The sequence below is a fragment of the Alistipes sp. AF48-12 genome (assembly GCF_003477565.1).
GTDB lineage: Bacteria > Bacteroidota > Bacteroidia > Bacteroidales > Rikenellaceae > Alistipes_A > Alistipes_A hominis.
Genome location: NZ_QUDJ01000004.1, coordinates 90,903 through 112,360, shown reverse-complemented (window position 1 = coordinate 112,360; position 21,458 = coordinate 90,903). Strand labels below are relative to the sequence as shown.

Here is a 21,458-nt window from a genome sequence, read left to right as displayed (position 1 = left end):
CGTTTGACAATGGCGGTAACGACCTATCCGGCAAATAGAATACCGAAAATGCAAAATGAGCCGGTTTTATGAATAATTTACCGGGAAGGGACGGCCCTACCCGATTTTTTTCAGCCCGAGTTCGGCGGCCTGCCGTTCCATGTAGGCGTAAGCCTGGTCGTAGTCGTTGGCGATCACGCCGTCCAGAATGGCGTCTTTGATGGCGCTCTTCAACTCGCCGACCGCCCGGCAGGGTTTCAGTCCGTAAATCTGCATGATTAGCTCGCCCGAGATCGGTGGCTGGAAATTACGGATCCGGTCTTTCTCCTCGATTTCGCGCAGTTTGACTCGTACCAGCTCGAAATTTTGTAAGTAACGTTTGACCTTGGCGTCGTTGGCCGAAGTGATGTCGGCTTCGCAGAGGGTCATCAGGTCGTCGATGTCGTCGCCCGCTTCGAACAGCAGCCGCCGTACGGCCGAGTCGGTTACGACGTCTTCGGCGAGGATGATCGGCCGCAGGTGCAAAAAAACCAGTTTCTGGACATACTTCATCTTCTCGTTCATCGGCAGTTTCAACTCCCGGAAGATCGCCGCGACCATTTTCGATCCGACGACTTCGTGCCCGTGGAACGTCCATCCCGTTTTCGGGTCGTAGGCTTTGGTTCTCGGTTTGCCGATGTCGTGCAGCAGCGCCGCCCAACGCAGCCAGAGTTTGTCGGTATGACGGGCTATGTTGTCGAGCACTTTGAGCGTATGCACGAAGTTGTCTTTGTGGGCGTGTTTCCCGACCCGTTCGACGCCTTTAAGCCGCGACAATTCCGGAAAGATCAGCGGCAGTAACCCGCAGCGGTCGAACAGGTCGAATCCGATCGACGGAACCGGCGACAGCAGGATCTTGTTCAGTTCGGTTACGATGCGTTCTTTCGAGACGATCGAAATCCGCTCGCGGTTGCGTTCGATCGCGTCGAAAGTTTCCGGTTCGATGTCGAAACCCAGTTGGGCGGCGAAACGTACGGCCCGGATCATCCGCAACGGATCGTCCGAGAACGTCGTGTCCGGATCGCACGGGGTTCTGATCAGCAGTCGCTCCAAGTCGCCCGTTCCGTCGAACGGGTCGATCAACTGCCCGAACGTATCGCCGTTCAGCGAGAAAGCCATCGCATTGATCGTAAAGTCGCGCCGTAGCTGGTCGTCTTCGATCGTCCCGTTTTCGACGATCGGTTTGCGCGAGTCGGCACGGTAGGACTCCTTGCGGGCCCCGACGAACTCCACTTCCCACTTCCCGCAGCGCAGCATCGCAGTTCCGAAGTTCTTAAAGACCGATACCCGGCTGCCGATCTGTCGGCCCAGCGTTTCGGCCACGTCGATTCCGCTGCCGGTTACCACGACGTCGATATCGGTGCAGGGACGCCGCAAGAAGTAGTCGCGGACATAGCCGCCGATCACGAAGGCCTGTAAGCCTTTGGCGTCGGCGATCGCTCCGATTTGTTTGAAAAGGGGATGTCGCAGCGCGTCGTTCATCGTTACCGAAGTTGTTTCAGGTAGAGCTGGATCGTATTTTCGAACCCGAGGTAGATGGCGTCGGCGATCAGCGCATGGCCGATCGACACTTCGAGCAGGTTCGGAATGTTTTCAGCGAAATATTTCAGGTTTTCGAGGTTCAGGTCATGACCTCCGTTGACGCCGAGACCGCAGCGTGCCGCTTCGCGAGCCGTTTCGACGAACGGGGCGATCGCCGCTTCGCGGTCGGCGGCGTAGTTCTTCGCGTAGGGTTCGGTGTAAAGTTCCACGCGGTCGGCTCCGGCTTCGGCTGCGGCCGGGATCATTTCGGGCCGTGCGTCGACGAATATCGAGGTGCGAATGCCGGAGGCTTTGAACCGGGCGATCACTTCTTTCAGAAAGGCTTTGTGCGTGACGGTATCCCAGCCGGCGTTCGACGTGATCGCGTTGTGCGCGTCGGGCACCAGCGTTACTTGGGTCGGGCGGACATCGAGTACCAGATCGACGAAACGGTCGATCGGGTTTCCTTCGATGTTGAATTCGGTCGTAAGCACCGGTTTCAGGTCGTAGAGTCCCGGTAGCGGATGTGTCGTTCATCCGGCCGAGGGTGCACGGTGATCCCTTGGGCGCCGAACCGTTCGGCGTTCAGCGCCGCTTCGACGACGTTCGGAATGTCCCCCCCGCGGGAATTGCGCAGGGTGGCGATCTTATTTATGTTAACGCTTAGCTTTGTCATATTTTTCGCTATTTTTGTGGGCATAAAGTTACAACACTTTTTTGAGTAATTGGAAATCGGATGAATATAGTTTTGTACAGCCGTGCTCAGCCGTCTTTTTCGGCAGAGGATTTGGACTTGCTGATCAATGCGTTGGACGAAACCGGGATGTCCTACCGGATGAACAAAGACTTTGCCGGACTGATCGGGGCGAAGACCGGCCGGACGTTCGGTGCGGAGCAGATTTACCGGGACAGCGCCGGTATCGGGGACGATGCGCGCGTGATGGTCAGCTACGGCGGCGACGGGACTTTTCTGGATGCCGTGCGGTTGCTCGATAACCGTCCGGTCCCGATCGTCGGGATCAATTCGGGACGTCTGGGTTTTCTGGCGAATATAACGAAAGAAAACATGAAGCAGGCGTTCGCCGATATAAAGGCGGGCGACTACACGGTGGCTCCGCGTTCGCTGATCCATGCCGAGGGCGAGTTTACGCAGCAGCCCGGGTTTCCGTATGCGTTCAACGAGTTTACGATCCAGCGGCATGGGCCGAATATGATCTCGACCGAGGTGTATGTCAACGACGAGATGATCGCTACTTACTGGGGCGACGGCGTGTTGGTTTCCACGCCTTCCGGTTCGACGGCCTATTCGCTGAGCGTCGGCGGGCCGGTGGTGGCGCCCGATTGCCGGTGTTTTTTGATTTCGCCGATCGCGCCGCACAACCTGACGATGCGCTCGGTGGTGATTCCGGACAGCAGCGTGATTACGCTGAGGGTGTCGAGCCGTGAAACCGATTTTGCCGTTTCGCTTGACAATCAGAACTACACGGCGCCCAATGGAGTGACCTTCCGGGTGTCGAAGGCCGAAAAGTCGATTTTTTTGGTGCATTTCCAAAATATATCTTTTTACGATACGTTAAGAAATAAAATGATGTGGGGGATCGACAGCCGGGATCTGGTCAAATAGCGTCGACGCTTTCGGAATCCCGTTGTTATTTTGACGGAAATCCCGGTAATAGTGTTATATTTGCACTCTACATTTTAAAACGAACAGATGGATAATCTCGATCCGGAAAATATACCCCGACACGTGGCCATTATCATGGACGGCAACGGCCGGTGGGCGGAAGAACGCGGGCAGGGGCGGGTATATGGCCATATCAACGGCGTGGAGAGTATGCGCAAAGCGATTCGCGCGGCTGTCCGTCGTGGAGTGAAGTTCCTGACCGTTTACGCCTTCTCCACCGAGAATTGGGGGCGTCCGAAAGAGGAGGTGCAGGCGCTGATGGAGTTGTTGTGCAAGTCCCTGTCGAACGAAACCGCCGAACTGAAGAGCCAGGGCGTGCGGATGCGGTTCATCGGGGATGTGGAAGCGCTGGCCGAAGATGTGCGTGCGGCGATTGCGCGCAGCGAGAAAGAGACGCACCGGAACGAGAAACTGACCCTGGTCGTTGCGGTCAATTACAGTTCGCGGTGGGAGATTACCCGGATGGCGCAGAAAATAGCCGTGCAGGTACGCGACGAAGGATTGCAGATTCACGAAATTACGGATCGTACCGTGGCCGACAACCTGGTTACGGCGGGGATTCCCGATCCCGACCTGCTGATCCGTACCAGCGGAGAGCAACGCCTGAGTAATTTTTTGTTGTGGCAGTTGTCTTACAGCGAGTTGTATTTTACGGAAACCTATTGGCCCGATTTTGACGAGTCTGAATTCGATAAGGCGATCGCGGAGTATCAGAAGCGGGAGCGCAGATACGGAATATTGATGAAAAAATAACCCTTGTTACACCAGTACAGGAAAAAATGAGAAATAAATTAAGGAACCTGGCAATAGCTTTACTGTTTATATTGACAAATGTTTCCGTTTTTGCTCAACCCGACGACTCGACGAAGCAGACTCAAACTCCGCCGATGATTGATTTCAAATCTACTCCCAAAGCATATATTATCAATAATATAACCGTAAGCGGAGCCACCTACCGCGATCCGCAGTTCATTTCGGCCATGACCGGTCTGGTCAAGGGCGATACGATCATGTTGCCCAGCGAGTACATTTCCAATTCCATTAAGAAAATGTGGGGACAAGGAGTCTTCTCGGATATCCAGATGCTGGTGTCTCCCGTCGGCGATAGCGTGAATGTCGAAGTGGTGCTGAAAGACCGCCCCCGGGTGTATAATTGGAATGTGGAAGGTATCCGCAAGGGGCAGAAATCCGATTTGTTCGAAACCTTGAATCTGAAAAAGGGCCGTGAATTGTCCGATTTTATCCTGAACAGTTCGAAAGAGGCGATTCGAAAATATTTCCGGGAAAAAGGGTTTTATAATACGGAGGTGAGCTACCGCGTGGAAAACGACTCGACGCTGGAGAATGTGGTGAACGTGACGTTTGTGATCAACCGCAACCGACGGGTGAAGATCGGCGATATCGTCTTCGATGGGAACGAAGCGATTTCGGACAGGCAGTTGCGCGGCGCGATGAAAAAGACGCACCGCAAGAGCATCAACTTCCTGCGGGGAGCGAAGCTGAAGGAGAAAGAGTATGAAACGGACAAGGAAAATGTAATCGACTATTACAATTCGAAGGGGTATCGCAACGCCACGATCATCAGCGATTCGATCTATCCGATCAGCGACAACCGGATCGGGATCGCGATCAAGGTGGAAGAGGGAAACAAATTCTACTACCGGAACGTAACCTGGACGGGTAACGACGTCTACGATACCAAACAGTTGAACGACATGCTGGGAATCCGCCGGGGAGAAACCTATGACAAAAAGTCGCTGTATAAACGGTTGGGAATTGGTAAGGAGGATAACCCGGAGGATATGTCTTCGGTGAACTCGCTGTATCAGAACAACGGTTATCTGTTCTCCAAGATCGATCCGGGCGAAGAGGTCGTCGGCGAGGATTCGATCGATATCAATGTCAAGATATACGAAGGTAAACAGGCCAAAATCAACGAAGTGGACGTGTCCGGAAACCGGAAGGTGAACGACAACGTGATTCGCCGCGAACTGTACGTGCGTCCCGGCGAATTGTACAACCGTTCGTTGCTGATGGCGACGATCCGGCAGTTGAACCAGATGGGACATTTCGACCCCGAAAAGATGTTGCCGGACGTTCAACCGGTAGAAAATTCCACCGAACTGGTCGATATCGCGTTCCCGCTCGAAGAGGTGGCCAACGACAAATTCGAGATATCCGGCGGTTGGGGAAGCGGCATGTTCGTCGGCTCGATCGGCGTTCAGCTGAACAACATTGCGATCAAGAATTTCTTTAAGAAAGGTGCCTGGCGACCTTTCCCGCAGGGGCAGGGGCAGTCGCTGGCCGTCCGGGCGCAGAGTAACGGTTCGTATTACAAGGCCTTCTCGGTGAACTTTACCGAGCCGTGGTTGGGCGGAAAGAAGCCGAATTCGTTTACGCTCGGACTCTTCTATTCCAACGAGACGAATGCTTACTACGCATGGCAGTCCGGCACCAAGCACTTCCGTACGATGGGTGTTTCGGTCGGCTGGGGACGGAGGCTCAAGTGGCCCGACAGGAACTTCTCGCTGTACCACGAGCTCAGCTACCAGGCCTATAACCTGAAAGACTGGACGTCGTTCATCGTGGAAAACGGCACTTCCAATATTATCGCGTTGAAAACCGTTTTCAGCCGCAATACGGTCGATTCGCCGATCTATCCGCGTACCGGTTCGGAGTTCTCCGTTTCGCTGGCTCTGACTCCCCCCTACTCGCTGTTCCAGAAAAATATCGATTATTCCGATCCCAATTTGCCGGATCGTAAACGGTATAAATGGATCGAATACCATAAATGGCAGCTCAAAGCGCAGTGGTTTTACCCGTTGACCAACAATAACAAGCTGGTGTTTATGGCTAAAGCCGAAATGGGTTACCTGGGATCGTACAACAAGAACAAACCTTCTCCGTTCGAAGGGTTCGATGTCGGCGGCGACGGTATGTCGGGGTATAATGTGTACGGTGTGGATATTATCGGACTGCGCGGATACGAGGATGGCGCCCTGACCCCCTATTCGTATACGACGGACGGACGAACCGATTATGCGCGGGCATACAATAAATATACGATGGAGATACGTTATCCCATTATATTGAAGCCGAATTCGAATATCTATGGTCTGGTATTTGCGGAAGGTGGAAACGCTTTCAGGTCGTGGCAGGAGTTCGATCCTTTTCTGATCAAACGTTCTGTCGGCGTGGGACTTAGAATCTTTATGCCGGTCGTCGGACTGCTGGGTATCGACTGGGGATACGGTTTCGACAGGGCCGTGGGAGCGAGCCACCGCAGCGGAAGCCAGGTGCATTTTATGATCGGTCAACAGTTCTAATTTAAATTATCAGGCTATGAAAAAGTTCGTGGTATTGTTTGCACTCGTATTCTGCGCGGCAAGCGGCGCATGGGCGCAAAGTTATGTATTCGTGAATTCCGAGACGATTTTCAAGTCGCAGGCCGACTACAATAGTGCGATCAAGCAACTGGACGATCTGTCCGCGGAATATCAGAAAAATATCGACGATGCGTATGCGGAGTTGGACGAGACGTTCAACAACTATGCTGCGCAGCGGGGATATCTGTCCGAGACGAGCCGCCAGAACCGGGAGGAACAAATCGTCAACCGGGAAAAAGAGATTAAAAAATATCAGCAGGACGTTTTCGGTCCCGAAGGCGAGCTGATGAAAAAACGTATCGAGTTGATCAAACCGATCCAGGAGCGGGTTTTCGCCGCGATCAACAAGTACGCCGAAACCAACAATCTGGGAATGGTAGTCGACCGGGCGAATAATCAGACCCTGCTCTACTATCAGCCGGCGTTGGACAAAACCGATGAAATTATCAAAATGTTAAACAACAATTAAAACTTAATGTGAATTTTATGAAAACGATTCTCAAATTAACCTTGGTTGCGACGCTGTTGGTAGCGGGGAGCAGTGCTTACGCTCAGAAGTTCGGCTATATCAAGATGGACGACCTGATCTCTCTGATGCCGGAGAACGATTCGGCAATGGTCAAACTACAGGCTTTACAGAAAGAACTGTCGGAGCAATTGGAAGCCGTCCAGGTCGAATTCAATACGAAGGCGCTCGATTATCAGAAAAATGCCGCTACGCTTTCCGATGCGGTGAAAGAGATGAGGCAGAAGGAACTGGACGGCGTTCAGCAGCGTTACCAGGAACTGAGCCAGCTCGCTACGCAGCAATTTCAGAAAGCGCAGATGGATCTGTTCGATCCGGTGCTGAAGAAGGCGCAGGCTGCGATCGACAAAGTAAGCAAGGAAAACAGTTTCACGCTGGTGTTCAATACGGCCAACGAACCGCTGGCTTATTACAACGCGGCAACGGTAACCGACATCCTTCCTCTGTTGAAAAAGGAATTGAACCTGAAAGACAAGCCGACTACTCCGGTGACCGACGCGGCGGCGCCTACGGCTCCCGCGACCCCGGCAGCGAAATAACCGGATTTATAAAATACAAAAAGGCTCCTCTTCGAGGAGCCTTTTTTATGCCGGTATGCCGCGCGGCGGGTTATCTTACCCATTCGGTCCATTTACGGTCGTCGTCCGATCCGGATTTTACGATGGTTTCGATGAACTGCATACCGCGGATTCCGTCGTTCACATCCGGAAAATCCGTCCATTCCGGCCGGGGCGCTTCCCCGCTCCGCCGGGCCCGCACGGTACGTGCGAAATTCCGGTAAATGTTCGCAAAGGCTTCGATGTAACCTTCGGGATGTCCGCCGGGCGTGCGGGTGTTGGCTTTTGCAGCGGCTCCCATGTAAGCATTCCCGGTACGTACGACCTCCATCGGTCGGTCGTTCCATTTGACGTACAGCGTATTCGGTTCCATCTGTGCCCATTCGATGCCGCCTTTTTCGCCATAGATCCGGATCGTCAGCGGATTTTCTTCACCGGCGGCTACCTGGGTTGCGACCAGCACGCCGGTGGCGCCTCCGTCGAAACGGAGCAGTGCCGCGCCGTCGTCGTCGAGCAGGCGTCCTTCCACGACTGTACGCAGGTCGGCGCAGAGCGATGTGCATCGCTGCCCGGAGATGTATTCGGCCAGTTGCAGGGCATGAGTGCCGATATCTCCCATCGTTCCCGCTTTTCCGGAGCGGGACGGATCGGTGCGCCATCCGGCGTTTGAGGCGGGATCGAGTTCGACGCGCGTGGAGAGCCATCCTTGCGTATATTCGACGAATATTTTCCGGATTTTCCCGAAATCGCCGCGGGCGAAACGTTCGCGCGCTTCTTTGACGCCCGGATAACCGGAATAAGTATGGGTCAGCGCAAGGGTACGGCCGGTTTGTTCGACCTTGTCCCTGAGCCGGTAAGCTTCTTCGAGCGAAAAGGTGATCGGTTTGTCGAGTACGACGTCGAAGCCATGTTCCATAGCCATCGCGGCCGGCCCGAAATGCAGTTGGTTCGGAGTGACGATCGATACGAAATCCATGCGCCGTTCTTCCGGCAGCGCGGCTTCGCGCTCGATCATCTGTTGGTAAGAAGTGTATATCCGGTCGTCCGGTAAGAAATATTCCCGGCCGGAAGCCAGTGAAACTTCCGGTTTGCTGCTGAAGCATCCGCAAACCAGTTCGATCTGGTTGTCCATCAGCGCGGCGGCCCGGTGGATCGCACCGATAAAAGCGCCTTTCCCGCCGCCGATCATGCCCATTCTCAGTTTTCGGTTTATCATGATTGTGCTTTTAAGTTGGTTTGTAACAAAAATAGTAAAATATCCGGTTTATGCGGAATCCGTACCCGAACGTGCCGCGTAAAAGTTACATTACAGTAATTTGCGGCTATAAAAAACGCCGGCTGTTCAGCCGGCGTTTTTCGGGTATCGCTTGTTTTGCAGTCGTTATCTCTTTCTGGCCATTTGTTCCCGTTGTTTCATCATCTCTTCGTACCGTTGCTGGAACTTGCTCAACTTGCGCGGTTTTTTGGCATTTTCTTTCATCCGGTGGTGCAGTTTGTCCTCGTTTACGATGTAACGGAACGCATAGGTTTGCCCGATCGTAATGATGTTGCTGACCAGATAGTAGTAACTCAGGCCGCTGGAGTAGTTATTGAACCAGAACAGCAGCATCAGCGGCATCAGGTACAGCATCATGAATTTCATGCCGGCCATCTGCGGGCCTGCTCCGGCCGTCTGCGCGTAGTTGATCTTCGACGAAATGAATACCGATACGGCCATCAGCAACGCGAACAGGCTGACATGGTCGCCGTAGAACGGAATGTTGAACGGCAGATGCAGGATGCTGTCGTACGACGAAAGGTCGTCGGCCCACAGGAACGATTTTCCGCGCAGTTCGATCGACGCCGGGAAAAAGCGGAACATGGCGATCAGGATCGGGAACTGGATCAGCATCGGAATACAGCCTCCCATCGGGTTGACTCCGGCGCTTTTGTACAGCGCCATCATCGCCTGCTGTTTCTTCATCGCGTCTTCCTGTTTCGGGTACTTCTCGTTGAGCTTGTCCATTTCCGGTTTCAGCAGGCGCATTTTGGCGGTCGAAAGGTAGGACTTGTAGGTCAACGGCGAGATGATGATTTTGATGAAGATCGTCAGCAGCAAGATGATCAATCCGTAATTCGAAATGTATTTACCCAGGAAATCGAACGTCGGGATTACCAGCCAGCGGTTCACCCAACCGATGATCCAGCCTCCGAGCGGAACCAACTTTTGCAGGTGCAGGTCGTCGTATTTTTTCAGCGTCGAGTATTTGTTCGGGCCGAAATAGAAACTGAAATCGTAATGGTCTGTCTGCGGCGTATAAGGGACGGCCAGTTGCGTATGGAACGTTTTGATCTCGCGGGCGGTAGGCGCAAAGGTCGTGAATTTGACCGAGCCGTTCTGGAAATCGTCTCCGGCGATCAGGATCGACGAGAAGAACTGCTGCTTGAATGCCACCCATTTGATCTTGGAATTGATCGTCTCCTCTTTCGTTTCGTTGGAGATGCCGAGTTCCTCGATGCCGTCGTCGCCCGGGTAATTATAGGCGATCGTCGTGTAACGGTTCTCGTTTTCGAACCCTTTTTCGTTCTGGGGGCCGACATTCTGCCACGTGATTTCCATGTCGCCCTGGTTCGGCGACAAGATTTGCTGCATACCGACGAAACGCACGTCGAAGTCGATCATGTAGTTGTCCTTGCGGATCGTGTAAACGTAATCCACATAGGCGGCCGAATCTACCGGCAACCGCAGGACGAATTCCTTTTGCTCCTGCCCTGCCCCGAAAGTCAGGTCGGTCGCCTCGGCGGGGGTGAAGTAGTAATCCCCTGTTCGTATCTGGGCGTCGTTGTATCCCTGTTTGATGAAGAATGACAGATCGAATACCGAAGTCGTGTCGGCGAACAGCACCAGAGGCTGTCCCCCGTAGGTTTTGTAATCTTTCAGCTCGACCGAAGCGACGCGTCCGCCTTTGTTCGAAAAGCGGATTTTCATCAGGTCGTTCTCGACCGTATAGAAAGTTTCGGTTCCTTTGGTCGCTTGAAAAAGAGAGCTCCCGAGGTGGCGTTCGAGGGCTTGTTCGGCTTGCGCCGTCCGGAGGCTGTCGCCCGCTGGCGAGTTCGTCGCGGAGATCTTTTCCTGTTCCTGCGTTTGCTGAACGGCTGCCGCATTGGCGGCGTTCAGCGAATCGACGAGCGTTTTGGCTTCGTCGAACTGCGACTGCTGTTTACTGTTGTACCACGAAAAACTGAAGAGTATGACACCGATGATCAGTAGGCCCAGTAGCGTTTTCTTATCCATGTTTTGACGTCTTCTGTTTTATTTACAACTGTTGCTTTCGCAATATTTTTCGGCAGCCTTTACGAACGATACGAATAGCGGATGCGGGTGCAGTGCCGTACTTTTATATTCGGGGTGGTACTGCACGCCGATAAACCACGGATGGTTTTCCAGTTCGACGATCTCGACCAGGTTCGTATCCGGATTTACGCCGACCGGTTTGAGGCCTGCTTGGACGAACTCGTCCAGGTAGTCGTTATTGAATTCGTAACGGTGGCGATGGCGTTCGACGATCTCGGCTTTCCCGTATGCCGCATAGACTTTCGTGCCTTTTTGCAGGGCGCAAGGGTATCCTCCCAGCCGCATCGTGCCGCCTTTTTCGGTCACGCCCTTCTGTTCTTCCATCAGGTCGATCACCGGATGCGTCGTGCTGTCCATCTCGGTCGAATTCGCATCGGCGTATCCGAGTACGTTGCGGGCGAATTCGATTACGCTGCACTGCATTCCAAGGCAGATCCCGAAGAACGGGATTTTCTGTTCGCGGGCGTAACGCACCGCTTCGATTTTGCCTTCGATGCCGCGGTGCCCGAAACCGGGCGCTACCAGAATGCCGCACATGCCTTTCAGTTGCGCGGCGATGTTCTCTTTGGTGATCTTTTCAGAATTTACGTATTGCAGTTTCACCTTCGTATGGTTTGCGGCCCCGGCGTGTATGAACGATTCGACGATCGATTTGTAGGCGTCGGGCAGTTCGGTGTATTTGCCGACTAACGCGATGTTGACCTTTTTCTGCGGATGCTTGACCTTTTCGACGAATTCGATCCAGGCTTTCAGGTCGGGCTCTCCGTTGTCCGGCAGCCGTAGTTTATCGAGCACCACCAGATCGAGTTTCTGGTTCAGCATCATCAGCGGCACTTCGTAAATCGTCGGTACGTCGATCGATTCGACGACCGCATTGACGTCCACGTTGCAAAACAGCGCCACTTTGCGCCGGATGTCGTTGGTCAGGTGCTTTTCGGTGCGCAGTACCAGTGCGTCGGGCTGCAGGCCGTTTTCGAGCAACTGCTTGACCGAATGCTGGGTCGGCTTGGTCTTGAGTTCGCCGGACGCGGCCATGTACGGAATCAGGGTCAGGTGCACGACCAGCGAGTTGTTCGCTCCCAGTTCGTAGCGGAGCTGCCGGACGGCTTCGATGTACGGCAACGATTCGATGTCGCCGACCGTACCGCCGATCTCGGTGATGATAACGTCGTATATTTTCTTGGCGCTCAGTAACTTGATTCGCCGTTTGATTTCGTCGGTGATGTGCGGGATGACCTGCACGGTCTTGCCGAGGAATTCGCCGCGCCGTTCTTTGTTGATAACGCTCTGGTAGATGCGTCCGGTGGTGACGTTGTTGGCCTGTGAAGTCGGGATGTTCGTGAAACGTTCGTAGTGCCCGAGGTCGAGGTCGGTCTCGGCGCCGTCTTCGGTGACGTAGCATTCTCCGTGTTCATAGGGATTCAGCGTTCCCGGATCGACGTTGATGTACGGATCCAGTTTCTGGATCGCTACTTTATAGCCCCGGGCTTGCAACAGCCGCGCGAGGGATGCGGAGATAATCCCCTTTCCCAGCGAAGAGGCGACGCCTCCGGTGACAAAGATAAATTTCGTTTTGTTCGTGTTACTCACAGCCATGTTTTTACTCTCCCTGCTTATCTATCATGTTAATCTTTTCAATCGTGGTTGCCATTTCCTCTTTCGCCTTGGCGATCTTCTCGTTGACGTCACGGATCATGGCCTCGGCGTTCTTGCTTTTCGAGAAGAAGCCGATGTTGTTTTCCAGCAGCGCGATGTCCGCTTCGAGTTGTTTCATCTTGTTGTACAGTCGTTCGCGTTCGTGGCGCAGGCGGCGGTCGTTGGCGTTGTCTGCCGCCAGGTTTTGGATTTTGCCTTTGAAGCGTTCCAGATGACGCTCTTTTTCATTGCCGCGCAACTTGGCGAAAGCGGCATCGACCAACTGACGCCATTCGTTTTGGATAGCTTCTTTTTGCCGGATCGGCACGAATCCGGTTTCGGCCCAGCGGCGTTGCAGTTCTTTCAGTTTGTCGAAAGCCTTTTCCTGTTCGTCCGCGACGAAGTTTTTCATCTCTTCGATCAGCGCGCGTTTTTTTGTCAGGTTCTCTTCGTATTGGGTGTCGATCGTTGCGAAGTGGGCCGCCTTGCGCTCGAAGAAACGGTCGCAGGCCGTGCGGAACCGTTTCCACACCGCATCCGAATGGCGGCGTGCGACCGGCCCGATCTCTTTCCACCTTTTCTGTAGCGCAATCAGTTCGTCGGTGGCTTTTTTCCACTCCTCGCTGTCCTGGACGGCTTCGGCCGCAGCGCATATTTCGTTTTTCAGTTGCAGGTTGCTTTCCATCTCCATTTTCGTCTGGAGATAGAAATTCCGTTTGTTTTCGAAAAATTTATCGCATGCGTTGCGGAAGCGTTCGTAAATTTTGGTGTTGTCTTTTTTCGGGGCGAAACCGATCGTTTTCCATACTTTCTGGATTTCGATCAGTTGTTCCGAGGCTTTGTTCCACTCCTTGCGGGAGATCGGCGCAGCGGTGACCAGTTCCTCGGTCTTGACGCAAAGCTCGGTTTTCAGGTCGAGGTTTTTCTTTTGTTCCTCTTTCAGTTGGTCGAAATGTTCCTGATGCCGTTTGTTGATTTTCGAACTGGCTTCGCGGAAACGGTCCCACAACTGTTCCTTGTATTCGTTGGTCACAGGGCCTATTTCGCGCCACTGTTCGTGCAGCTTCTGTAATTTGTGGAACGCGGTAATGACCGAGTTCTCCAGCACCAGCGCTTCCGCCTCTTCGCACAGGGCGATTTTGGCTTCGTAATTCTTTTTCAGGTCGAGGTCGCGCAGTTCCTTGTTGATCTTGATGAAATTGTAGAAATTCTCGACGTGCAGGTTGTAAGTTTCCCACAGGTCTTTCATGACCGACTGCTGTACGAGCCCTGTCTCTTTCCAGCGCTGTTGCAGTTCGCGGAACGTGTTGAATGTCTGATTGAGCGTTTCGTTACTGTTGACCAGTTCTTTCAGTTCTTCGATGATCTGGAGTTTGGTCTGGTAGTTGGCTTCTTTTTCGGCGTCCAGCCGGGCGATGAACTCATTGCGTTTCTCGCGGTATTCGGCGAATAGCGTCTTGAACTGCTGTTCCGCTTCGTTTGCGGGCGGAACGAAATCTTCGCTATTGCCGCCCGATTCGACGAACAGCTTGCGCAACTGATCCACCTCGTTGCGGTAATTCTTATAGAAGGCTATTTTGATGGCTTCCACGTCTGCGCGGATCGTCTGTACGGGCTTCGTCCGCAGCAGCGTTTCGAAAATCGCGAGCAATTGTTCTTTGTTCTTCCCGGAATAGTCGACCGTCTCCGAAACGCGATCCCCGCCGGCGTTTTCTTCCGCAGGTTCTTCGTCTCCCAGATCGAATTCCGGAGCGTCGGCCGCCAGGGCCGCCTCTTCGTCCGAGAAGTCTACGACCGGATCGGCGGCGTTTTCCGGGGCCGGAGCCTGCGGGTCGGCCGGTGCGTCTTGCCGGTTCTTGCTTTCTTTTTCGACCGCCGGTTCGGCAGTCGGAGCGGTATCCGTCGTATCCTCAATGCCGGAAGCATTGACTTGTTCCTCGGGAACAGGCAGTTCGTTGTTTTCGGTAACCATCATCAAACGTTTTTAGATTCAGAAAAGTCCCGCTGCCAGCGGGCAGCTTTAAATTACAAAAGTATATGATTTTTCCTAAAAAACACAGTTCCCGTTCAAAAAGTTACCGGTATTCACGCCCTTTGCGGGAATATATAGCGAGCTTCTTAACTGTTTTTTAACAATAATTGCCTAAAATTGCATTTCCAAATTTTGCGATAACTCGAACTTTTATGGAATATGTTCATTTTCTGATCGATTTTTTGCTGCACATCGACGTGCATCTGGCGCAGATGGTCGCCCAGTACGGCGTATGGGTATACGCGATCCTGTTCGCGATCATTTTCTGCGAGACCGGCCTGGTCGTAACGCCTTTTCTGCCCGGAGATTCGCTGCTGTTCGTAGGCGGCGCGCTGGCCGCTTTGCCGACCAACGAGTTGAATGTCCATTTGCTGGTGCTGGCGGTGGCTGTCGCCGCCGTGTCGGGAGATGCGGCCAATTACACGATCGGCCGTTTGTTCGGCGAAAAATTGTTCAGGAATCCGGATTCCCGGATTTTCAAACAGAGTTACCTTGAGAAAACGCACGCTTTTTATGAAAAATATGGCGGAAAAACAATTATTCTGGCGCGATTCGTTCCGATCGTGAGGACGTTCGCTCCGTTCGTGGCCGGCATGGGGCACATGAGCTATCGGCATTTCGCCCTTTTCAATGTGGTCGGCGGGTGTGCCTGGGTGGCCGTTTTCTGTTACGCCGGATTTTTGTTCGGCGGACTGGACGTGGTGCAGGAAAATCTGAAGCTGTTGATCGTCGTGATCATCGTCGTTTCCATTTTGCCGGCTGTGATCGAGATATGGCGCAATAAACGTAAAAAAAAGTAAAATACATTTTCATTTCGTCGGTAAATGGCTACCTTTGTGTGATTTTGTTGCGGCCCCGGGCTGTCCTCTTTTTATCTCGACGGATGAGAAGAGCGTTTTTTTGCAGGGTATCCGGTCGCTCTCACCTCTTTACGGCCGGTTGTCGTTTCGGATGAAAACACAATTTAAATAATAATTGGTATTATGGAATTTGTCGATAAAATCAAACAGAAGGCGAAAAGCAACATCAAAACGATCGTCCTGCCGGAAGCCTACGAGGAACGCAACCTGAAGGCTGCCGACCGGATTATCAGCGAAGGGTTTGCCGATCTGATCCTGATCGGGAATCCGGATCAGATCCATCATCTGGCTTCGGAACTCTATCTGGAAAATATCGGGAAGGCGAAGATCGTCGATCCGCAAAACAATCCCGATAAGGAAAAGTACGTGGAACTGATGCTGAAGCTTCGGGCAGCCAAAGGATTGACCCGCGAACAGGCCGAAAAGCAGATCGCCGATCCGCTGTATTTGGGCGCCGTGATGGTGAAGGCCGGCGATGCGGACGGAGAGGTAGCCGGCGCGAACAATGCGACCGGCGACGTGTTGCGTCCCGCTTTTCAGTATGTTAAGACCATACCGGGGATCAGCGTCGTGTCCGGAGCGTTCATTATGATGCTGAAAGACCCGATGTTCGGGGAGAACGGGATGATGGTGTTCGCGGATTGTGCGGTGCATCCGAATCCTACGGCCGAAGAGTTGGCGCAGATCGCTGTGATGACCGGGCGGACGACCCGCGTGATCGCCGGTTTCGAACCGCGTATCGCGATGCTGAGTTTTTCGTCGAAAGGTTCGGCCAAACATGAAATGGTCGACAAGGTGGTGCGCGCGACCGAATTGGCCAAGGAGTTGGATCCGACGTTGATGATCGACGGGGAGTTGCAGGCCGACGCCGCGATCATTCCGGGTATCGGCGCGCAAAAAGCTCCCGGCAGCAAGATCGCCGGCAAAGCGAACGTACTGGTATTCCCGACGCTCGAAGTCGGCAACATCGCCTACAAGTTGGTGCAGCGCATGGCGCATGCCGAGGCGATCGGTCCGATCCTGCAGGGAATGGCCGCTCCGATCAACGACCTTTCGAGAGGGTGCTCGGTGGACGATATCGTCGGACTCGTCGCGATTACGGCATGCCAGGCGGGAGGAATGAAGTAATCTGAAGGTTAATATAAAGTGATATAAACTTATGAAAATCCTTGTTTTAAACTGTGGTAGTTCGTCGATCAAGTATCAGGTGATCGACATGAAGAGCGCCACGGAATATTCGCTGTTGGTGAAGGGCATTATCGAACGGATCGGTCTGTCCGACGCGATCCTGACGCATAAGCCGGTCGGAAAACCGGTTTACGAAGTGGTGCGGAGCATTCCGGATCATACGAGCGGGATCAGCCTGATCCTGGACGCGCTGGTCGATCCGGAGTACGGCGTACTGGAAAGCATCTCGGAGATCGCGGCGGTCGGTCACCGCGTGGCTCACGGCGGAGAGTATTTTAAGGACAGCGCTTTGGTGGACAAGTCCGTCAAGCAGAAGATCGAAGCTTGCTTCGACTTGGCTCCGTTGCATAATCCGGCCAATCTGAAGGGGATTCTCGCGATGGAAAACATCCTGCCGAACACGCCGCAGGTGGCCGTATTCGATACTTCGTTCCACCAGACGATGCCGGCCAAGAATTTTATGTACGCCCTCCCCTATAAATATTACGAGGATTACCGGGTGCGCCGTTACGGTTTCCACGGAACGAGTCACAAATATGTGGCCCAGACGGCTTGCAAGTTGACGGGGATCGATATGAATCGGTCGAAAATCGTGACTTGTCATATCGGTAGCGGAGCGTCGGTGGCGGCGATCCTGAACGGGGAGTCTTACGATACGTCGATGGGATTCACGCCGGTCGACGGCCTGATTATGGGAACCCGTTGCGGCAGCACCGATCCCGGCGCGCTGATTTATATCGCCGAGAAAGAAGGGATCAATCTGGATCGCCTGAGCGTGATGATCAATAAGGAGTCCGGAATGCTCGGCATTACCGGCGTTTCGTCCGATATGCGCGATATCCGCGCTGCGGCCGAGAGTGGGAATCCGCGGGCCGAACTAGCGATCGAAATGTTTGCGGCGCGGATCAAGAAGTTCGTCGGCGCGTATGCCGCGCTGATGGAGGGGATCGATATGATCGTCTTTACCGGGGGAATCGGCGAAAACGATCCGGGAACCCGGGAGCGCGTCAGCAAAGGGCTCGAATTCATGGGCGTGAAATTCGATCCCGAGGTGAACCGGGGCGTGCGCGGAAAAGACGTCGTGCTCTCTGCGCCGGATTCGCGCGTCAAGGTCGTTACGATCGCTACGAACGAAGAGTTGGTCATCGCTTCGGATACGTTCCGGTTGACCAAAAAACGCTCCGAATAATACGGTTGTTGCGGCGAATGCAAACGAATGTTCGAAAAGTTTTCCGGAATGAAAAAAACGGAAAACTTTTTGATGTTTCAAAGGATTGTTAAATTATGAAACGATGATAACGAAACTGGAAGAAATCATTCAGACCGTCCAGGGGCAGCCGCGTAAAAAACTGGCGGTAGCCTATGCGCAGGATTCGCACACGCTGGAGGCCGTTGGCGCGGCGGTGGATATGGGAATCGTCGAAGCGATCCTCGTCGGCGACCGCGACGAGATCGAGCGGGTTTGCATGGCGGACGAGATCGACCCGGAAAAGTTTTCGGTGATCGACCAGAAGAGCGATGTCGCCTGCGTGGCGACGGCCGTGAAAATGATCCATGACGGAATGGCCGATATTCTGATGAAAGGGCTGGTTTCTACCGACAAATACATGCGCGGGATTCTCGACAAGGAATTCGGGTTGCTTCCGCCCAAAGGGGTGTTGAGCCATGTGGCGGTGCTGGAGCTGCCGATGTATCACAAGTTGCTGCTGGTGTCGGATGTGGCGGTGATCCCCTACCCCGACCTGGATCAGAAGGTGCGGATCACCCGCTATCTGATCGAGGCGGCTCGGGCGCTGGGCGTTCAGAAACCCAAGGTCGCGGTGGTCGCTCCGAGCGAGCAGATGCTACCGAAAATCCAGTCGGCGGTCGATGCGGCGATCCTGTCCAAAATGGGCGACCGGGGACAGTTCGGAAATGCGTTGATCGACGGTCCGTTAGCGGTGGATGTGGCGCTGGTGAAGGAGGTAGCCCAGACCAAAGGGCTGTCGAGTCCGGTTGCAGGCGACGCCGACTGCCTGTTGTTCCCGACGCTGGATGCGGCGAATGCTTTCTTTAAGGCGGCAAACCAACTATGCCGCGCACCGCTGGCCGGGATGGTGGTCGGCACCAAATGTCCGTGCGTACTGACGTCCCGCGGCGATTCTCCGGCGTCGAAGCTCTATTCGATCGCAATGGCTGCGTTGTCCGTTAAAAAGTAAGAAGTGATGAAACAATACGGAATATTGGCGATCAACCCCGGTTCGACTTCTACGAAAATTGCGGTGTATCTCGATGAAACGGAGGCGATGAGCCGGACGATCCGTCACTCGGCGGAGGAGCTGCGGCCGTTCGCCCGCGTGACCGACCAGTTCGGTTTTCGCCGGGATCTGATTCTGAAAGTTCTGGAGGAGGAAGGTATTGCGCTGGACTCGCTGTCTGCGGTTATCGGGCGCGGGGGATTGGTCAAACCGATCGCTTCGGGCGTGTACGAGGTGAACGACGCGCTACGTCGGGATTTGATCCACGCTCCGCAGGGCGAGCACGCCTCGAACCTGGGCGGACTGCTGGCTGTCGAAATCGCGTCGCGGGTTCCGGATGCGAAGGCTTATATCGCCGATCCGGTCGTCGTGGACGAATTGGACGACGTAGCCCGCGTCTGCGGGCACGCGCTGTTTCGCCGGGTCTCTATTTTCCACGCTTTGAATCAAAAAGCCGTATCGCGGATTTATGCCGCGCGGGTCGGGAGAAAGTACGATGAACTGAACCTGATTGTCGCCCACCTGGGGGGCGGTATTTCGGTCGGCGCTCACCGGGGCGGACGGGTGATCGACGTGAATAACGCGTTGGACGGCGACGGCGCTTTTTCGCCCGAACGGTCGGGAACCCTACCGGCCGGACAGTTGGTGAAGCTCTGTTTCAGCGGACAATATACCGAGGCCCAGATCCGGCGAATGCTCTGCGGCAGCGGTGGTCTGGTTTCGTTGGAGGGCTCCAACAGCGTGCAGGAACTGCTCGAACGAGCGAAACAGGGCGACCGGGCCTGCGAACGGATCATCTACGCGATGGCTTACAACGTGGCCAAGGAGATCGGAGCTATGGCTGCCGTACTCGGCGGTCGGGTCGATGCGATTCTGATTACCGGCGGCATCGCGTACAGCGGCACGGTTTGCGACGCGATCCGCGAACGCGTTTCCTTTATCGCTCCGGTCGAGGTGATTCCCGGTGAAGACGAGATGGGAGCGCTGGCCGAAAATGCGCTGCGGGTATTGCGGGGCGAAGAGATGCCGAAGAAGTACGAATAAAACGTGCCGAAGAGATGTTTCCGGGACGTTTCGAAAGACCGGCAGCCGGCGCTGCCGGTTATTTTTTTGCCGGCGACAGTCGGGACGACCGGACGGAATCGGCCGGCTGTTCGACCGAAAACAGATCGCGGTCGGGCCATTTTTTTATTTTGCCCATCGCTTGTTTCATCATTGCGGCGATTTTCCGGGGAAAGCGGGAACCCGACCAGGAACTCGTGTTGGTGATGAATACCCAGGTGTAACCGTCGTGCTGCCGTTTGAGCATTGCGCTCGATCCGGACAGCGACCCGGTGCGCGACCAGTCGTCGCTTTCGGTGGTTCTCATCCAGCCGATCGGGTATTTCGATTTGTCTTTTTCGGTCATGTAGGCGATGGTTTCCGGTTTCAGGATGTCCGGCCGCGAATCGCCGGGGTCGATCGCCGTAATGAACTTCATCAGTTCCGCCGGAGAGGCTACCCAGCCTCCTGCCCCGCTCAGCACCTGCATGTCGCAGCCGCCGTAGCTGCGCGGAACCAACCGGCCGCTGCCGTCGAACGCTTCGGTCGGCTCGGCGTCGGAAGGCTCGTAATAGCGGACTTCGTTCGGGAATTTCTGTTCGTAGGACGAGCGGCCGATGTGCATGTCGTGGCATCCGGCGGGCGACAGAATGCTGTCCCGGATGAAACTCTCGTAAGGCAGTCCACTCGCTTTTTCGATTACTTTGGTCAGTACCACGTAGCCGAGGTTCGAATAGAGGTTGCTGCTTCCCGGTTCGTAGCGCAGGCGGGTTTCGGCCGCATAACGCACCATGTCGTCGAATCCCACCGGCGGAGCGATGCCCAATTGTTTTGCGACGCTCACCGAGCAGAACAGCGGATCGCCGCTGCGGATCGAGTAGCCTCCCTGGTGGCGCAGCAGATGCTCGACGGTTATTTTTTCGATCCGTTTGTCCCGTATATTCCGAAACAGCGAATCGTTCAGGATGCCGTCGGCGCCGAAGACCCGGTCGCCGAGCGAAAGCCGTCCTTGTTCGCAGAGTTTCATGATGCCGGTCGCCGTGATCAGCTTGGAGAGGGATGCGATCCGGAAGATATGCCGGACGTCGGTACGGATGCCCTGTTCTTTGTCTGCCCAGCCGAATCCCTTGCTGTATAGTAGTTTGCCGTCTTTCATAATGGCGATCGACGCGCCGGTGATCTCCCATTGTTGCATGAAGCGTTCGACGATCCTCTCGAACTGCCGGGTCTCTTCGAGCTCCGAGTTGGAGTTGTCGAGCAGGTGGTTGATCCCTTCGGGTAGAATGATTTCCGGGATCGGGTTGTAAACGTTCCGCACGCTTTCGTGACAGCTCCGGTTTAGCGTGAAGACGGTCAATATCAAACACAGCAGTGCGTAAAAGTATCTGAATTTCACGGAGATCAGCTTGTTTTTTTGTTTTTATGATAACGGACGGCAG

The 21,458-nt window shown here is 54.3% G+C and carries 16 protein-coding genes and 1 pseudogene; 10 read left to right on the top strand and 7 right to left on the bottom strand.

From position 1 onward, the window contains the following. Positions 1-96: 96 nt before the first annotated feature. Together DW082_RS03825 and DW082_RS03820 are read right to left on the bottom strand one after the other, a co-directional pair. Complete coding sequence (locus tag DW082_RS03825) at positions 97-1,500, bottom strand: CCA tRNA nucleotidyltransferase (RefSeq protein ID WP_055204207.1); 1,404 nt, start codon at positions 1,498-1,500, stop codon at positions 97-99. Positions 1,501-1,502: 2 nt separating this feature from the next. Continuing rightward, positions 1,503-2,215 (bottom strand): annotated as a pseudogene (locus DW082_RS03820) (pyridoxine 5'-phosphate synthase). Between the two features lie 60 nt (positions 2,216-2,275). Between DW082_RS03820 and DW082_RS03815 the strand changes: the two are divergent. From DW082_RS03815 to DW082_RS03795, 5 genes are all read left to right on the top strand, one after another. Further along, on the top strand, positions 2,276-3,163 hold the full coding sequence (locus tag DW082_RS03815) for an NAD(+)/NADH kinase (RefSeq protein WP_055204211.1): 888 nt from the start codon (positions 2,276-2,278) through the stop codon (positions 3,161-3,163). Positions 3,164-3,250: 87 nt separating this feature from the next. After that, a complete protein-coding gene (locus DW082_RS03810) occupies positions 3,251-3,976 on the top strand; it encodes an isoprenyl transferase (protein ID WP_055204213.1) in 726 nt (241 codons plus the stop codon). Between the two features lie 134 nt (positions 3,977-4,110). Next, positions 4,111-6,549 carry an outer membrane protein assembly factor gene (locus tag DW082_RS03805; RefSeq protein WP_101570596.1) on the top strand — a complete coding sequence of 813 codons (2,439 nt, stop codon included), beginning with the start codon at positions 4,111-4,113 and terminating at the stop codon, positions 6,547-6,549. Between the two features lie 16 nt (positions 6,550-6,565). Further along, a complete protein-coding gene (locus DW082_RS03800) occupies positions 6,566-7,078 on the top strand; it encodes an OmpH family outer membrane protein (protein ID WP_101570594.1) in 513 nt (170 codons plus the stop codon). Positions 7,079-7,095: 17 nt separating this feature from the next. Beyond that, a complete protein-coding gene (locus DW082_RS03795; RefSeq protein ID WP_070103301.1) occupies positions 7,096-7,674 on the top strand; it encodes an OmpH family outer membrane protein in 579 nt (192 codons plus the stop codon). Positions 7,675-7,744: 70 nt separating this feature from the next. Here the strand turns inward: DW082_RS03795 and DW082_RS03790 are convergent, their stop codons facing one another. The 4 genes from DW082_RS03790 to DW082_RS03775 form a co-directional block, all read right to left on the bottom strand. After that, positions 7,745-8,908: a Gfo/Idh/MocA family protein gene (locus DW082_RS03790; RefSeq protein ID WP_118457427.1), complete on the bottom strand. Its 1,164-nt coding sequence runs from the start codon at positions 8,906-8,908 to the stop codon at positions 7,745-7,747. Between the two features lie 165 nt (positions 8,909-9,073). Beyond that, entirely contained in the window at positions 9,074-10,966 is a 1,893-nt protein-coding gene (yidC, locus tag DW082_RS03785; RefSeq protein WP_118457425.1) for a membrane protein insertase YidC, read from the bottom strand. Positions 10,967-10,984: 18 nt separating this feature from the next. Continuing rightward, positions 10,985-12,622 (bottom strand): CTP synthase, encoded by a 1,638-nt coding sequence (locus DW082_RS03780; protein ID WP_055204223.1) that lies wholly within the window; start codon positions 12,620-12,622, stop codon positions 10,985-10,987. 4 nt (positions 12,623-12,626) lie between these two features. Beyond that, positions 12,627-14,633 (bottom strand): DUF349 domain-containing protein, encoded by a 2,007-nt coding sequence (locus tag DW082_RS03775; RefSeq protein WP_118457497.1) that lies wholly within the window; start codon positions 14,631-14,633, stop codon positions 12,627-12,629. A gap of 212 nt (positions 14,634-14,845) precedes the next feature. Between DW082_RS03775 and DW082_RS03770 the strand changes: the two genes are divergently transcribed. The 5 genes from DW082_RS03770 (at position 14,846) to buk (ending at position 20,022) form a co-directional block, all read left to right on the top strand. Further along, positions 14,846-15,493, top strand: a complete 648-nt coding sequence (locus DW082_RS03770) for a DedA family protein (RefSeq protein WP_101570586.1) — start codon at positions 14,846-14,848, stop codon at positions 15,491-15,493. A 183-nt stretch (positions 15,494-15,676) separates the two neighbouring features. Continuing rightward, a complete protein-coding gene (gene pta, locus DW082_RS03765; protein ID WP_055204228.1) occupies positions 15,677-16,681 on the top strand; it encodes a phosphate acetyltransferase in 1,005 nt (334 codons plus the stop codon). A 31-nt stretch (positions 16,682-16,712) separates the two neighbouring features. After that, positions 16,713-17,930, top strand: coding sequence for an acetate/propionate family kinase (locus tag DW082_RS03760; RefSeq protein ID WP_055204229.1), 1,218 nt, complete (start codon positions 16,713-16,715; stop codon positions 17,928-17,930). Positions 17,931-18,033: 103 nt separating this feature from the next. Further along, positions 18,034-18,939, top strand: a complete 906-nt coding sequence (locus DW082_RS03755; RefSeq protein WP_101571571.1) for a phosphate acyltransferase — start codon at positions 18,034-18,036, stop codon at positions 18,937-18,939. A 6-nt stretch (positions 18,940-18,945) separates the two neighbouring features. Next, on the top strand, positions 18,946-20,022 hold the full coding sequence (gene buk / locus DW082_RS03750) for a butyrate kinase (RefSeq protein WP_118457423.1): 1,077 nt from the start codon (positions 18,946-18,948) through the stop codon (positions 20,020-20,022). 58 nt (positions 20,023-20,080) lie between these two features. On the opposite strand, the gene DW082_RS03745 is transcribed toward buk, so the two are convergent. Further along, entirely contained in the window at positions 20,081-21,415 is a 1,335-nt protein-coding gene (locus DW082_RS03745; protein WP_228385775.1) for a serine hydrolase, read from the bottom strand. Between the last annotated feature and the right edge of the window lie 43 nt (positions 21,416-21,458).